Genomic DNA, 15419 nt, shown 5'->3' with positions numbered 1-15419 from the left:
CGAGCGATGTATTTAGCGGTAACATGCGGATTACGAGGAGAACTAAACCCTCGTCTCAGGGAGTATTACGACAGAAAAAAGAGTGAAGGAAAGCCCCATAAAGTAGCCGTGATCGCTTGCGCCAACAAGTTACTCCATCACGTGTACGCTATGCTTAAGAAAGGGCAACCCTACACTCTTTAACTTTACATTATCCATAAACTTCCAAATAATGGAGGTTTATTTGTTATGTCTTCAACAGTATAACAAATTTCGGAGGTATCCAAAAGCTGTGCTTGACATACCATTAGCTGGTTTGTATAGGATTATTGCCTTGAACTTCCAGCCGCGAAGCAGTTAGAGCTGGCGGAGAACGCTTCAGACACCCTGCGGGAACAAAGCATCAAGCGCCGGGCAAGGCTGTTTATCAAGGAACTCAGACAGCGGTACAGGCATGTTGCTGTAGAGATCCTTTAACGAGGTGCCCTTATAAATATTGCCGATAATGACCGGGTGACACAGCTCGGAGATCAAAATATCCCCATTGCCGTGCAGGTGGAGCTGTTTCTTGCCTTCGATGCAGTGCGGGAAATATACTCCTGGCTGCTCCTGAAAGCCCAGCGCCTCCATAAAACGGTCCATGCAGGTGAAGTAGAGAGTGGTATCCTCTTTTTTGCGGGCAATCAGCTCACTTACGGCATTCTTCAATTGTTCACGGGCCGCGATCGCCTTCCAGCCGGTATGACCCATAATAATGCTGTTCTGGATTTCATGGGTTCTGACTCCCATTGCATAGACATGATCGCTGATTTCCTGCATATTGTCCTGTGTCTCGCTGAACAGTAGAGTCTCCAGTACCACATCCACACTGGTCTTGGCGAACATTGTGATGTTCTCTCTGATTTTATCGTAGATGCTGGTATGAATATTATAATAGCGCGAGAAGGCCTCGGCGGTTGTGAAATTGAAGGAAATATGTATCGTAGTCAGTCCGGCATGGACCAGCTGGCCGATCCGTTCCTCGGTCAGAAGGCTGCCGTTGGAATTCAGCTGAGTCTGAATGCCCCGGGATGCGCAGTAGCTGACAATCTCCAGGCAGTCTTGGAACTTCAGAGTCACTTCTCCGCCGGAAAGACGGACCCGCTTGAGATGGGGCAGCTCCTCCAGGATGCGGATTACTTCTTTGCCTTTGATGCTCTGTCCGTCGTTTCTGTTATAAGCGCAGCAGTAATCACAGCGGAAATTGCAGTTCGAAGTTACCCCAACCTCCAGCCCTTCCAGCTCATACGTTAGCGGTTTGTCCAGTTCAAGTGATTTATATTTCATGCTCATGCTCAATAGTCCTCCTGAAAATAAGATGTCATCGTTGTCTGCCCACAACCTAAAGGTTGCAGGTACTACTTAGGTGAACCTTAAAAATTATACAGGTTTGCCGCGCAGGTTAATGTGACATTTGTTGTGATGTAACAACGCAAAAAGCCACTCTAAGGTGCATGAGTGGCTTGAGCGCTTTTAGGAATGCAATGGAAATGAAGCGGATATGTGTATTCTTTACAATTCTACCGATTTCCCCATCTCGCTTAACACCGGCTGGCCGATCAGACCCAGACGCCAGATGGCGATACCCTTAAGACCGTAGCGTTTGGCCAGGCCAATCTTGGCATTGACCGAGGTTTCGTTCTCGCTGTATACCGAAATGCCAAGAATCAGCTTGTCCTTGCTGACCTGCTGTAAGGCGAGACGGATGGATTCATCGACCTTGTTCATCGGCTCCGGTCCGGTCTCACCCTCATAAGCATAAGCCATAATGACCAGATCGTCGGCCAGAGAGGCCAGCGTCTTGTAATCATATCCTTTGTATGAGCTGTTGAGGGGATGAAGAATAACGGTAAGCTTCAGATTCGCGGCCTTTGCTTTGGCGGACAGATTCTTGACAAAGGTGTTGTATTGACTCTGCACAAGCGCCTTGTCCCCGGTCATGCCAAGCCCCTCCAGGTCGAGGGCAATCCCTTGAAAGCCCTTCTGCGCTGCGGTGTCCACAATACTGGATATCGTCTGCTGCTGAAGCTGCAGATCCTCCATATTCTTAGTCAGCTCCAGCTCCTTGTCGCCTGAATATACCATCAGGTATGGAGCCGTTCCCCCGGCAGCGGCATTCTGAACAATGGAGTCTGGTGTAACATCTCCGGCAGCCTGCGGCCACCGGAATTCCGTACCCGAGACCGTGTATTGGCCGCTGCGGTCAATCCGGCTCCAGCCAAAGGCAACGGCATCAAAATCCGGAATCAGCGAAACCTCGCTGTAAGCGCCCTGCGCGTAGAAGCCAAGCGTGTATACATCCTTCTTTGGCGAGGTGATCGAGACCGTCTTTGTAGCCTGATTCCAGGTTACGCCGGCGCCGAACTGCTGACCAAAAAAGCTGAGCGGGATCATCGTCGTGCCGCGGACATTCTGGGGAGCGACGGCCAGCTTCACGGAAGCGCCGTTGACAGAAGCGCTTGTTTTACCCAGAGTAAGAATGACTTTCATGGTGCCTGAAGTATCCTTATTTGTCGCGGTAATCTGTTTGGCCGCCTGATTCCATTCCACCTTGACACCCAGTGCTTCGGATATCGCCCGGAACGGGACCATGGTGGTCCCGCTCATTACTGCCGGTTCTACTGGAAACGGTAGCGGGTATCCATCGAGTACAATACTTACACCGCCTGCTGCGGCATGAACTCCGTCTGTAGGAAGCGAACTAAAACCTGCCGCTGTAATCGCTGCGCACAATACTATTGTTGCTATACGCTTCATTGCTCTATTCCCCATTCTGTAGGATATGATTTCAAATCTATCAACTGCAATACCTCTATCATTTTACCAAACCAGGTATTTATAGCAAATTAATAGATTGTAACCATAACTCCCCTTACATGAATGCGCTAAGAAAGATCCCCACTGCCCGTTCTGCATCCACATCCACTGCCACCTCGATGAACTCGCCTACCTTGGGCTGAGCCCGGAGATCCGCGACCACCATACCGGCAGTATGCTCACCCTGATGCTCCACGCGCACCTTCATCTGCCGGCAGGTCAGCAGGTCCGGCCGCAGTGCAGCCATCAGCGCCAGCGGATCATGCAGCGGCGCACTGTTGATCAAATAATTGGCTTCCCGGTAAAATTTAAAATAAAACGCTAGGGATTCATCCATAAATTGAATGATGTCCCTGCAATCCTCCCGCCCGAACCGTTTGAGAAGCTCCAAATGTTCTGAAGTAATGCGTGTCTTCAGCGTAACGTCCAGTCCCACCATCAGCACCGGCAGCCCTGAAGTGAATACCCGGTCAGCCGCCTCGGGGTCGCCCCAAATATTGGCCTCGGCAACAGGTGTCACATTCCCCGGCTTAAAAATAGTGCCGCCCATCACGGCTACTTTCTTCAGCTTGCCTGTAAGTTCCGCGTCAAGATCAAGCGCCAGTGACAGATTCGTCAGACGTCCGAGTGTAACCAGCACAATTTCGCCCGGATGCTCATTCGCCAGCCGCACGATAAATTCTGCCGCCGTCTCGTTCACCGGACGCTGGGTTGAAGATGGAAGCTGTACGCCGCCAATGCCGTTGTCGCCATGCACATGGGTGGAGAAACCGGTAAGCTCACGGACCAATGCCCGGGAAGCACCGATGGCAACCGGAACCTCATACCCTGGATTCGCCAGCGCCAGCAGTCTAAGGGTATTGTCCGCCGCCTGCGCAACATCAATATTGCCAAACACTGTTGTTATGCCTTCAACCACCACGCCCGGAGTCCGCAATGCGTACAGGATAGCAAGTGCGTCATCAATGCCGGTATCGCAGTCTATAATCATTCGGGTTGTACTCATCTCTATGATCTCCACTCCTATTATGTATCTCTATTTGTAGAAGTCCGCCGTCCCTCCTGAACATCTGTTCAAGGAGATACGGCGGACCTATGAATATCGTGTTCTTATTTTACATAAGGTGCAGCAGCCTGACAGAAACGCTCCAGCGCTTCAGCAAGAACGGAACGCGGGCAAGCCAGATTAATGCGCAGATGGCCTTGACCCTCTGTGCCAAATACAGAACCCTCATTAAATGCGACCTTAGCCTCACGGTACATCAGCTTTTTCAGACCATCAGCGTCCAGTCCGAGTGCGCGGCAATCGATCCACAACAGGTAAGTGGCTTCCGGAGTCATTGATTTCACTTGAGGCAGATGCTCTCCAAGATAACGGGTGGCATACTCCGCATTTCCGCTGATATGCTGCAACAGCTCATCCAGCCATTCCGCGCCTTCATTGTATGCTGCTTCTACAGCCTCTGGCGTGAAGAAAGGAGACATGTGCAGACTGAGCGTCTTAAGCTTGTACTCAAATTTCCTTCTCATTTCCGGATTGGAGGTAACGGTGTATGAGGTTTGCAGTCCCGGCAGATTAAAGGTTTTGGTAGCCGCAAGTGTAGTCAGTGTGATATTCGACAGCTCCTCAGACAAGGAGGCGAACGGAATATGCTTGTGGCCCGGCATTGCCAGATCACAATGAATTTCATCCGAGATTACCGTTACGCCGTACCGCAGGCATAGCTCCCCAAGGCGCAGCAGCTCATCCCGCTCCCACACTCTGCCGCCCGGATTATGCGGACTGCACAGCAGCATCAGCTTAGCACCGCCGATCATCAGCTCTTCGAGCTGGTCGTAATCCATGACATAATGGCCTTCTTCAAGTTTCAGCGGATTGATGGCCACCTTGCGGTCATTCATCCGGATCACATCATAAAAAGGATAATACACCGGCGACTGCAGAATCACCTGATCTCCCGGGTTACTGAACAGCTCTACCGAAAGGCTCAGTGATGTAACGATTCCGGGGGAATCCGTAATCCATTCCTTATGAATCTCCCAGTCATGACGTCTGCGGTACCAGCCCGTAATCGCCTCTTTGTAAGAATCGCTCGTCACGCTGTAGCCGTATATCCCCTCCTGCACACGGCGCAGAATGGCTTCTTGTACCGCAGGGGGGCTCTCAAAGTCCATATCCGCCACCCAGAGTGGTAGAATCTCCTTGTCTCCGAACAGCTTTTCGGACTGGTCCCATTTGTAGGAACGGGTATTGCGGCGGTCAATGATACGGTTAAAATCGTACTTCAACTAAAATCACCCCATCCTTTCTGCTTGTTCATTTATTGTAACATGGGGAGACACTTCCGGCACCCTGATTCAGGTTGACCTTTATTTAATACCAATACTTCCTGAATGACTTTTGACATATAAGGAATTTTTCCCGGCACCAATGGTTCCATCTACTTTCTCGTCTGTTTTCTCCGTGGCCCTGAGATTCGCCAAGTGAACCGTTGTATCTCCTTTTGCATTTTCCACTGCCACTTTCAAGCTGGCTGGCGCTGTTTGATAATCAACTTGAATGTCCCAGCATAAAAATCAAGAACTTTAGACTTAGTAATTAATCTTATTTTATGTGCAATTTCCATGGTTTCAAAATAAAAAATATCTGAAAAAGGAATTTGAAAGCTGGTGTATTTATTCTCAAAAGAAAAATTATCGGGACTTACCGGAATCGTCCGGCGCGAATCGGCAATCAATAGACACTCTTCAACTTTTTGAATAAATTCTTCTTCCCGTAACTCTTTTTCAATAAAATCCAAAGCAGCCACACGATATTCAAACGTTATCGGTGCAAGCTCAGAATGTGTGGTCACAAAAACAATCGTACCGTATGGATCTTTTTTTCTGATCTCCTTAGCGACAGCCAGTCCTTTATGCTCCTCATGCTTGATCTCCAAATCCAGAAAATACAATTGATGGTCGGCCACATTTTCAATTTGCGATAATAAATGCTCCGGTTTTGCGGTTGAGAATAGATTCCGGTAACGGATCTGATGCTTTAACGACAATGATTTAATGATTCGTTCCAACCGTTGCTGCTGGATAAGGTTATCCTCTAATATATAAATATTCATTTCCGTTCTCCAGTCTTTCTCAAAATAAGCGTCTGTGAGAATAGGTTCGATTGAGCTTCCGTCTCTAGTGACGCGAAGTTATTTTCTTTTAACATTTGCTGTACATTATAAAGTCCCAAGCCACGCCCCTTGCCTTTGGACGAATATCCGCGTTCTCCCAGCCGTCGTAAACTGACCTGCTCCCCGCTGCTATTTTCAATTTTGATTCGTTGAATGGTCGGGTCCTCCAATAACACAATCGATATCTTTGCTTTTTCCGTCTTTGCCGCTGCTTCAATCGCGTTATCTAACAGAACCGAGAGAATCCTGGTAAAAGAAATCAATTCCATCTGAATCAGATGAATGGGTTCTTCAATTTCTAATGCAACATCAATTTTCATCTGCTGGGCCATTATGATTTTGGCAGCCAAGATGCTTTTGACCTCTGATACATGCAGGTTTCGCAGCTTAACAAAGCTATACTCATTCTTACGCATTAATTGCCCGGTTGGCTTAACGGTTTGTTCATACACCTGTTTGACTTGCTCCCAATCCTCCCGATAAATCCCATCCTCCAGGGTCAACAGGATGTTGGCATAGTCATGACGAAAACCTCTGAATTCATCGTATATTTTTTCAAGCTGTGCTGCATAATCCTTAAGTTGCACCAATTGTTCACTTTTTGCCTTTTCAATTTCTCTTTTATGAATATGAGTGTATTGAAACTGCATATACAGCAACGCAATGATAAATAGCAGCCACATTCCTACAAGTAAGGCTCTATGGAATGAATTGAAATCACCCGTTTCATTACCAATGGTTAAAATCGGATACACCGAGATAATGATGATAATGAAGAGAACGATCACTGGAAAAAGAATGACTTTACTGGATTCCTGCAGGATTTCTTTGTTGAGCTGTGGAACATAATGACGCACTAATCTAAGGCCGATTTCATTGATAACAGGCGGTGCAATAGCTGTAAAAAGATACGGAAGATAATCTATATTCGCTGTTGATTGTTTGAAGATAAATTCAACCACGCTTGTAATCGGATCTGCAGCCAGATAACCGATAAATGAATTCATTACTAAGGCATATGCTCCGTAAAAAACACCTAAAGCGGTAAACGTTCTATGATTTTTAAAGTAGGAGATACCCACAAAACAGAAAAACAGCGTAATCGCACCCCATACTCCTATAAAATATGTAGAGATAAATCCAATCATTAAAAATACCACTAGCCAAACTGTTATTTCTTTGATTGTAAAGTGATAGCGTGAGATGGATCGGAAAATAAAAAAGAAGCTTAATATTTGAATCGCCATAATCAAATTAATCATTTTGTGCACCACCAGTCTTTACAAGAAAAAAGTTACCTGTTCCCACTAATTTCCTTATCAGTTTATTGACACTCCCCAGTCTAGCACTAAACTTTTATTAACAACAGCATCAAGAAAGACAAGGATCATTTATTGCACGAAGCATATATTATCTTATCCATTCAAAAAAAAGCAACGCTCCAAGGCGCTGCTCCAATTGAACTATACATTATCTTCTCATTACTAACAGTGTCTTCCTCTTCATCCCTGCGCTTCCTTACTTCCCCACTGGTGCCCGGCCAATTGCCGCGCCAACCTTCCGGAGAATCTCCGCCATCGATCCCGGGTCCTTCACATCGTAATCGTCGATGTTCAGGCGCAGTACCGGACAGGCGCTGAACTCGCCAATCCACTGCGAATAGCGGCCGTGCATATGCTCCCAGTAGGAGACATCGGTCTGGATTTCCATCTCGCGTCCTCGTTCATTGATGCGGGTCAGGATCGAGGGCAGGCTGCCTTCGATGTAGATCAGCACGTCTGGATGCGGGAAATACGGTGTCATGACCATGGCCTCATACAGGCTGGTGTAGGTGTCATAGTCGGTCTTGGACATGGTACCCTGATCAGCATGCATTTTGGCAAAAATACCGGTATCCTCATAAATCGAACGGTCCTGCACAAACCCGCCGCCGAGTTCGAACATCTTCTTCTGCTCCTTGAAGCGTTCCGCCAGGAAATAAATCTGCAGATGGAAGCTCCATCTCTCAAAATCGTGATAAAACTTCTCCAGGTATGGATTATGGTCCACCTGCTCCAGGGACGTCTGGAAGTTCAGACGCTCGGCCAGGGCTGCGGTCAACGTCGATTTACCGACACCTACCGTTCCGGCTACTGTAATAATGGCATTATCCGGGATGTTGTATGGGTTCATGTCATAAGCTCCTTTAAGTGTTCGGCGATCGCAGCGAAGTCTTCCTTGTTCTCTACAAAATCAACCTGATTCCCATCGATGGTCACAATGACTGTCGAAGGCTCGCGGACAGCGAGTGAAGCCATAGCGTCATCATAATCTTCTATTAATTGCTGCATGTATGCAGGTGAAATTTCCTCTTCGAACGGACGGCCGCGTTTGGCGATTCTGGCCATAAGGGTATCCAGATTAGCACGGATATAAAGAATAATATCAGGCTTTGGCAGATCATCCGTCAACACATGATAGATTTCCCGGTATTTGTCCCGCTTCGTCCCCTTCAGTGTACGCTCACCAAAGATCAGATTCTTATAAATATGATAATCCGAAATGACCGGTTTACCTCTATCTATGTACTGGTTCACGGTATCTTCAAGCTGCTTGTAACGGTTGCAGAGAAAAAACATCTCAAGCTGAAAGCTCCAGTCGTCCATATTCTGATAGAACTTATCCAGATACGGATTCTCCTCCACAATTTCTCTAATCACTGGTAGCTCCAGTTCACTGGCCAGCATCGTGGCGAGGGTTGTTTTGCCGGCCCCGATCGGGCCCTCTACTGCTATAAAGGGTGCATGTTTCATTAACGCTGATTTCCTCCTCAAATACGGTCAATCCCGAAGCTGGCTCCGGTATGGAGCATGACTCCGAAGTCTGCAAGGTTCCTTAAAAAACAGACTAAATTATTGTATCACAGAGAGCAGGCCAGGAGTGATTTTAATTTTTCGTCACTCTTCATTCCCTGCTGCTGCAAAAGAGCCTCAGCCCCCACTTCCAGTGGGGACTGAGGCTCTTTATGTGTACAACATTCATTTTTTCTCAGCTACAGCTTCTCCCCGAACCGGCTGCCGCCGACTTTCAGCGAGCTGTCCAGACGGCTCCGCAGAGTAGTTAGCCATTCCGGCTCATGCTCCCACTGTTCCGCCGTAGACCTCAAGATCCGGGCATACCTGTACAAATCAGCAAACCGTCTGCAAGCCGCCAAAGACGGTCCATCCTCCGGCAGATCATACCGGCTGGCGTAACCCTTCAGAAAACAACCCTTCTTATGGGCCTGCTCCTCGGTTGCAACAGCTTCCAGCAGGCTGTCCAGGGCTTGCTCGATATCCACGGCATACCAGTGGTACATGGCATCGTCAAAATCAATGACGTTAACCGTATCCTGTGTCTGATCATAAAAGATATTATCCAGCTCAAAATCATAATGAATCAGTCCGTAATTGCCCGACGTGGCAGACACCCCCGCAAAGTAATCCGCAAGCAGCTCTGTCTCCGCCCTTGCCGCCATTTGTTCCGGGAATGGCTCCAGAATCCGGCGAATCCACTCCAGTACCTCGCTGTGTGTCCATCTTTTACTCTGCACAGGGCTGTAGTCACTGGATAGCCGATGAAGCTCCCCCAAAGCCTGACCGTAGCGGAATACGGTCTGGTCATCTAGAGTAGCATCATCCATTCGCACCCCGGGGACACGCTTAAAGACCGTTGCATAATAAGTCCCCCAAGGCGTCTGCGCTTCTACAAGCTCTGAACCTTTCCGGGAAGGCACAGCCTCAAGCACTCCATATCCACGCTCACGCAGGTACGAGAGGAACTCAAGCTCCGCCAGCAGATTACTTTTAAGCTTCTCTGTCTGTGGCGCGAACCGGAGCAGCTGATTCTTCCCGCCGTTCTCGAAAGGATATATTGCATTGGAGGAAATCCGGTAATACTGGAACAAATGCAGCGATTCCTGGTCATACGCCCAATTCCGCAGCATCATTTCCGCCAACTCTTCATTATTGAACAAATATTTCAATTTTAGCACGCTCTGCAGCAGCTCCTTTTGATTTTTAAGTTTCTTTCACCTTCACTGCAGCAGTAGTTTGATTAGCCCGGCGTTGCATGCCGATCACTCCCTTCCGGTTATACACTGTGATTAGGTTATCACTCTGCATCCTGCGAAGCTACGTACAGAATCGTTATAACCATTTTCTCCGTGCCGTACTTCTGAATAATGGATATAGGAAAAAGCAAAAAAGGTGTCCCGCAAGCCATCACAAAGGCTTACAGAACACCTGACTATAAATGAATTATGACAAACGGTTGCTGAAATCGTTATATTCAAACTCGCGGATCACCTTGAGGCCTTCTTCTTCATTATACGAAGCGATGGCCGGCAGGTTCACACCGTTGAACATATGGTTCTTCACCATGGAATAATGCGCCATGTCCAGGAAGACCAGCTTGTCACCGTATTTGAGTGGTTCCGGGAAGGAATAATCCCCGATAATATCTCCCGCCAGACAGGTCATGCCGCCGAGTCTATACGTGTATGGATATTCCCCTGGCTCTCCCGCACCGATAATGCCAGGACGGTAGGGCATCGCCAGCACATCGGGCATATGGCATTCCGCCGAGGTGTCCAGGATGGCAATATCCATGCCATTGCGCATGGTATCCAGTACAGTAGCCACCAGGTACCCGGTATTCAGCGCAACCGCCTCACCCGGCTCCAGGTAGATCTGCACATCATAGGTTTCCTTCATATGGAGAATACACTTGATCAGTGTCTCCAGGTCATAATCGGGACGGGTAATATGATGGCCGCCGCCAAAGTTGAGCCACTTCATGCCGTGCAGATATTCTCCGAACTTCTCTTCGACTACCTTGAGCGTACGCTCCAGTGTATCCGAGTTCTGTTCGCACATCGTATGGAAATGCAGTCCGTCAATACCTTCAAGCTCTTCCGGCCGGAAATTCGGCAGCGTCACGCCCATGCGGGAATAGTTGTAACAGGGATCATACAGCGGCACTTCGATCTCGGAATATTCCGGGTTCACGCGGATACCGCAGCTGATGGCTTTGGGAGCGGATTGTACCCGCCCCTTGAACCGGTTCCACTGGTCAAACGAGTTGAACACAATGTGATCGGTGTAGCGCAGCAGCTCGTCGAATTCACGGTCCATGTAAGCCGGTGCGTAGACATGCACTTCCTTGCCCATTTCCTCGAAGCCCAGCCGGGCTTCGAATAGAGAGCTGGAAGTAACACCATGCAGGTACTTGCCGACCAGTGGGTACAGCGCGTGCATGGAGAACCCCTTTTGCGCCAGAAGAATCTTCGCTCCTGTACGCTCCTGCACGTAATTCAACGTTTCCAGGTTCTTCGTTAGCAGCCGTTCATCGACTAGATAGGCAGGTGACGGCAGATTGCTGATATCGATATCTATATCCTTCATGATCTAAGGCCCTAATCCAGCAGCGTCGGCGAGAAATCTTCTTGCCAAGGCAGCCCGTGTTTGTTAAGTGCATCCATGAATGGATCCGGATCAAATTCCTCCACGTTGTATACGCCCGGTTTCTTCCAGATGCCTTTTATAATCAACATAGCCCCGATCATAGCAGGAACGCCGGTAGTGTAGGAAATAGCTTGGGAGCCTACTTCTCTGTAGCATTCTTCATGATCGCAGACATTGTACACATAATACGTTTTGGGCTGGCCGTCTTTAGTGCCTTGAATGATACAGCCAATGTTGGTCTTACCCTTGGTTCTTGGTCCCAGGGAAGCCGGGTCAGGCAGAATGGCCTTCAGGAACTGCAAAGGAATTATTTCTTTACCTTCATAGACAATTGGCTCGATGGAAGTCATTCCGACATTCTCAAGCACCTTCAGGTGCGTCAGATAGTTCTGCGAGAAGGTCATCCAGAAGCGGATTTTCTTCACGCCAGGGATATTGGCAGCCAGAGATTCCAGCTCTTCATGATACAAGAGGTAAATATCCTTCGGGCCGATCTCCGGGAGATCGTAGACTTTCTTCTCGGACAATGGTGCGGTTTCGATCCATTCGCCATTCTCAAAGTAACGCCCGTTGGCCGTGATTTCACGAATGTTGATTTCAGGATTGAAGTTGGTCGCGAACGGATAACCATGATCACCCGCATTGGCGTCAACAATATCAATCGTGTGAATTTCGTCAAAATAATGCTTTTGCGCATAGGCCGTGAATACTCCGGTTACCCCGGGATCAAAGCCACTGCCGAGCAGCGCGGTAATTCCGGCTTTTTCGAATCTTTCTTTGTAAGCCCATTGCCAGGAATATTCGAATTTCGCAGTATCCTGCGGTTCGTAGTTCGCAGTATCGACATAGTGCACTCCCGTTGCCAGGCAGGCATCCATAATGGTCAGGTCCTGATATGGGAGAGCGACATTAATCACGACATCCGGCTGGAAGCTCTTGATCAGTTCGATTACCTCGTCCGTGTTATCTGCATCAAGCTGAGCCGTAGAAATCTTCGTCTGGCCTCCGGCCAATTTATCTTTCAGAGCATCACATTTCGCGACAGTTCTGCTCGCTATGCAGATCTCTTCAAATACATCCGGGTTCTGGCAGCATTTATGAACAACAACGCTCGCTACACCGCCAGCGCCAATAATTAACGCTTTTCCCAAAATTGATTACCTCCCAAAAAAAAGTTTTGTTAGCGTTGCTTCATAAGAATAGCTTCGTACAAAACTTGCTTCGGAAGCAATCGCTATTCCATTTGAAAAATCAACAAGGCTGATTATACATAAAGCAACGCAATAAATCAATAAATAACGACAAAAATTGATACCAAGACTGTAAAATCTCACAATTACCCTGTTAATACTCACGAACGCATTAAAATACACAGAAATGCTCTGTTTTCCTTCGTTTTCTTCCCCAACTTCCAGTGTGTGTAAAAGCACTATAAGAAATGGGACTCCACGGACCAGGACAACTAGATAATTGTATCACAGGAGCTGGCTGCTTCATAATTTTTTTTGAAAAGCTATGAAATGGCTGTTCATCATCGCGCAATATTCTCTTTTACCCGATTTCCTTCCTATATTAACTGTTAACCCGCCACCAGAGTTCTTGACTACTCGAACCGGCCCCTCGTTGGGGTTATTATATGTATTCCTGTTAATCCAATACTCGTGATCGTTAGTTGTGGATAAATCATGCTAAATGTATATGCAATAAATCCATGGAAAACCATAGCGGCAAACGGAAACTGCGGTTCACACGGCTCAGCAGGTGATTAAATGATCTCCTTGTTGTCTTTCTTCCCGCTCATCGTGCAATTTTCAATAATCAGCCAGCAGTTTACATCATCCCAGCCTTGAACTGTGCCTTCGATGAGATGGTGCGGATACAGGAAGCTATGATCGACCCGGGAACGAACCGCTTCATAAGCTGTGACTGCAAATCCCCCTTCAGATAAGGCAATATGAATACCATGGATCGAAAAAAACATAACTGAACCAGCTACATGCTGCCCTGTTGAATATCTCTGCTTCATCCGGGTCCACTCTTCCTGATAGGAAGCCATAGCCGTGATCCAAACCTTTTCAAATTCAGCCCGTTCAATAGAAATATCCTCTTCCAACATCTCCACAGCCTGGTCCGTTAAGAAAAAATCCGGGCTACCCGAAATTTCGAAGGCGCCTCCTTGTCTCGCAACGATCTGCCGGTAAGCCGTCTGTTCATCATCTACTTCAAAATAATAAATCTCATCTTCGAAAAACGATTTTATGTATTGGATATTGTTCCGCTCCTTTCCCGGGAATGACTATGTACCGCCGGTGGCGGATTACCTTAAATGGATAACCATCCAGTCGGAAATGTAGATCCAGGGATCGCGATTTCCCCAAGTATTAGACGGGCCCAACAATATCCTGGACTGCCGCTTTTTTTTATTGAGCTATCGTTCCCGATAGTGTAACAATGTTTCCGTCCACCTTATAACTTCGTTATCGTAATTTTTTCACAAAATACATATTAAGATCGTCGTCCACAACCACCTCCTGTCCGTATTGTATATATCCACCATGTTTATAAATCCCTTTACTATCGGGAACATATCCACGATGAACGTATAATGATTGAGCTGCACCGTAATCACCGAACAAACCTACACCAAGTCCAGAAATTTCAAATCTTTCACCAATGATCTCTTCACATTTGTCCATTAACATTGTACCTATTCCATGACGACGATATTTTATCAACACGTTAAAATCTTGTATTTCAGGTATATTATTCTCTTTGAAATATGGATAGTTAGATTCCCAAGCTATATTTACATATCCTGCAAAGTCACCCTCAACCTCAGCAATTAACGATACTATCTTTCCGTTTTTTTGTTCTTCTTCATATTTAACATATTGATCAGTCGGCTTATCCCAGCCTTGTATACGGAATGCTTCGGAAATTCTTTCAGGGTCATTATCATTCATCATACGAATCGTAGTTTTATTCATAAGACCATCTCATTACTATGATTTATTATGGAATTGACCTTTACTTTGAATCTATGTATATGAGTTATTTAGTGGAAAGATCGTCAATCGCTTGTACAGCTAGTTCCATCGCTTTAATTCTTCTTTCTAAAAGCGTTCTTTGAGGACTACCAGCCTTTGACTTAGCATAACTGTTTTCAATTGATGGAAATAAACCAGTAATAATATTGCGAGCTTCTGCTAAATCTTCCTGCGTGTAATAATGGGGGCTTTGATTCCAAACGTTTTCTAGCATGGCTAAGCCGATGGAAACAGCTTTGAGTCGTTTCTTTACTAGGGTAGTATTTGCGCCATTTTGAGTCATCTGGGACAAGGCGTTCTCGAGTTTACTGATTGTCGATTGTAAAGATTTTAATGATTCCAATTTATCAAAATTTAATACATTTTCCATGTTAGTACTGTCCTTTCTTAGTTTCTAGTATTATTTTGTTTGATTTGTCTCCCGTTAGCGAAATCCAAGATTTCATTTGGATTGGACTATTAATTCTTCATCAATTAGCTTTTCACCTTCATATATAACACCATCGTCATGGTTCTCTATATCAAAATAACCATTATAATAATCCCAAACATCTGAACGATTCGAATATTTAGCAATAACCTCCCACTATAAATTAATAAATACTCTTGTTTACTCACTCGTTCTAAGATTTTCAGCCATAGACAGATTGAGAGTTGGAGAAGTCATGTAAGGATGACATTATTTTCTGGTGAAGCCGGTGGCGGGAATAGAGAGCGGGGGATTCATCCCCAACCCAAGGATACGTTCTGTGATCGCACTTTGGATATCCACACCTGTCTCCTGACGGCTTACCCTCCCATGTCACGCGGGGTCTTTGCCCTTACATTCCTTCGTTCGGCCTCTCAGGAGGTGGACGCCGTTTCTTGCTCCTTTACAG

The 15419-nt window shown here is 46.8% G+C and carries 16 protein-coding genes and 1 pseudogene; 2 read left to right on the top strand and 15 right to left on the bottom strand.

What is annotated here, in order from left to right; genetic code table 11:
- A pseudogene (locus A3844_RS33635) lies at positions 1-183 on the top strand (IS110 family RNA-guided transposase); the annotation flags it as partial.
- A 174-nt stretch (positions 184-357) separates the two neighbouring features.
- Here the strand turns inward: A3844_RS33635 and A3844_RS28610 are convergent.
- The 15 genes from A3844_RS28610 to A3844_RS28545 form a co-directional block, all read right to left on the bottom strand.
- Entirely contained in the window at positions 358-1317 is a 960-nt protein-coding gene (locus A3844_RS28610; protein ID WP_074109247.1) for a radical SAM protein, read from the bottom strand.
- A 213-nt stretch (positions 1318-1530) separates the two neighbouring features.
- Positions 1531-2775, bottom strand: a complete 1245-nt coding sequence (locus A3844_RS28605) for a stalk domain-containing protein (RefSeq protein ID WP_074109246.1) — start codon at positions 2773-2775, stop codon at positions 1531-1533.
- Positions 2776-2890: 115 nt separating this feature from the next.
- Positions 2891-3841, bottom strand: a complete 951-nt coding sequence (locus A3844_RS28600; protein ID WP_074109245.1) for a nucleoside hydrolase — start codon at positions 3839-3841, stop codon at positions 2891-2893.
- A gap of 104 nt (positions 3842-3945) precedes the next feature.
- Positions 3946-5124, bottom strand: a complete 1179-nt coding sequence (locus A3844_RS28595; protein WP_074109244.1) for a MalY/PatB family protein — start codon at positions 5122-5124, stop codon at positions 3946-3948.
- Positions 5125-5205: 81 nt separating this feature from the next.
- Positions 5206-5352: a hypothetical protein gene (locus tag A3844_RS34080; RefSeq protein ID WP_425270626.1), complete on the bottom strand. Its 147-nt coding sequence runs from the start codon at positions 5350-5352 to the stop codon at positions 5206-5208.
- An 8-nt stretch (positions 5353-5360) separates the two neighbouring features.
- Positions 5361-5951 (bottom strand): response regulator, encoded by a 591-nt coding sequence (locus A3844_RS28590; RefSeq protein ID WP_244169882.1) that lies wholly within the window; start codon positions 5949-5951, stop codon positions 5361-5363.
- The gene (locus tag A3844_RS28585; protein WP_074109243.1) at positions 5948-7273 is read right to left on the bottom strand and encodes a sensor histidine kinase; all 1326 of its coding nucleotides are present in this window, start codon (positions 7271-7273) and stop codon (positions 5948-5950) included. The genes A3844_RS28590 and A3844_RS28585 overlap by 4 nt, the downstream gene beginning before the upstream one ends.
- Before the next feature lie 256 nt (positions 7274-7529).
- Positions 7530-8183, bottom strand: coding sequence for a deoxynucleoside kinase (locus tag A3844_RS28580; RefSeq protein ID WP_074086031.1), 654 nt, complete (start codon positions 8181-8183; stop codon positions 7530-7532).
- On the bottom strand, positions 8180-8803 hold the full coding sequence (locus A3844_RS28575) for a deoxynucleoside kinase (protein WP_074109242.1): 624 nt from the start codon (positions 8801-8803) through the stop codon (positions 8180-8182). Before A3844_RS28575 ends, A3844_RS28580 begins: the two co-directional genes overlap by 4 nt.
- A 239-nt stretch (positions 8804-9042) precedes the next feature.
- Positions 9043-10023, bottom strand: coding sequence for a phosphotransferase enzyme family protein (locus A3844_RS28570; protein WP_074109241.1), 981 nt, complete (start codon positions 10021-10023; stop codon positions 9043-9045).
- Positions 10024-10288: 265 nt separating this feature from the next.
- Positions 10289-11425, bottom strand: coding sequence for a carboxynorspermidine decarboxylase (nspC, locus tag A3844_RS28565; protein WP_074087479.1), 1137 nt, complete (start codon positions 11423-11425; stop codon positions 10289-10291).
- Positions 11426-11445: 20 nt separating this feature from the next.
- Positions 11446-12645, bottom strand: coding sequence for a saccharopine dehydrogenase family protein (locus tag A3844_RS28560; RefSeq protein ID WP_074087477.1), 1200 nt, complete (start codon positions 12643-12645; stop codon positions 11446-11448).
- Between the two features lie 614 nt (positions 12646-13259).
- Positions 13260-13610, bottom strand: coding sequence for a hypothetical protein (locus tag A3844_RS28555; protein ID WP_167374766.1), 351 nt, complete (start codon positions 13608-13610; stop codon positions 13260-13262).
- A 361-nt stretch (positions 13611-13971) separates the two neighbouring features.
- A complete protein-coding gene (locus A3844_RS28550) occupies positions 13972-14481 on the bottom strand; it encodes a GNAT family N-acetyltransferase (protein ID WP_074087475.1) in 510 nt (169 codons plus the stop codon).
- A 64-nt stretch (positions 14482-14545) separates the two neighbouring features.
- Positions 14546-14911: a hypothetical protein gene (locus A3844_RS28545; RefSeq protein ID WP_074087474.1), complete on the bottom strand. Its 366-nt coding sequence runs from the start codon at positions 14909-14911 to the stop codon at positions 14546-14548.
- A 303-nt stretch (positions 14912-15214) separates the two neighbouring features.
- On the opposite strand from A3844_RS28545, the gene A3844_RS33235 reads away from it, so the two are divergent.
- On the top strand, positions 15215-15419 hold a 205-nt coding region (locus tag A3844_RS33235), incomplete at its 3' end, for a hypothetical protein (RefSeq protein WP_208619398.1).

Source organism: Paenibacillus helianthi, assembly GCF_001909055.1.
GTDB lineage: Bacteria > Bacillota > Bacilli > Paenibacillales > Paenibacillaceae > Paenibacillus_AQ > Paenibacillus_AQ helianthi.
Note: the sequence above shows the minus strand (reverse complement) of the source record. Positions and strands in the feature narration are given on the sequence as shown.

Excerpts from the sequence above, each read along its gene's own strand:
- A3844_RS28605 (WP_074109246.1), bottom strand. The coding sequence starts at position 2,775 with ATGAAGCGTATAGCAACAATAGTATTGTGCGCAGCGATTACAGCGGCA.
- A3844_RS28600 (WP_074109245.1), bottom strand. The coding sequence starts at position 3,841 with ATGAGTACAACCCGAATGATTATAGACTGCGATACCGGCATTGATGAC.
- A3844_RS28590 (WP_244169882.1), bottom strand. The coding sequence starts at position 5,951 with ATGAATATTTATATATTAGAGGATAACCTTATCCAGCAGCAACGGTTG.
- A3844_RS28585 (WP_074109243.1), bottom strand. The coding sequence starts at position 7,273 with ATGATTAATTTGATTATGGCGATTCAAATATTAAGCTTCTTTTTTATT.
- A3844_RS28580 (WP_074086031.1), bottom strand. The coding sequence starts at position 8,183 with ATGAACCCATACAACATCCCGGATAATGCCATTATTACAGTAGCCGGA.
- A3844_RS28575 (WP_074109242.1), bottom strand. The coding sequence starts at position 8,803 with ATGAAACATGCACCCTTTATAGCAGTAGAGGGCCCGATCGGGGCCGGC.
- A3844_RS28555 (WP_167374766.1), bottom strand. The coding sequence starts at position 13,610 with ATGTTGGAAGAGGATATTTCTATTGAACGGGCTGAATTTGAAAAGGTT.
- A3844_RS28550 (WP_074087475.1), bottom strand. The coding sequence starts at position 14,481 with ATGAATAAAACTACGATTCGTATGATGAATGATAATGACCCTGAAAGA.
- A3844_RS28545 (WP_074087474.1), bottom strand. The coding sequence starts at position 14,911 with ATGGAAAATGTATTAAATTTTGATAAATTGGAATCATTAAAATCTTTA.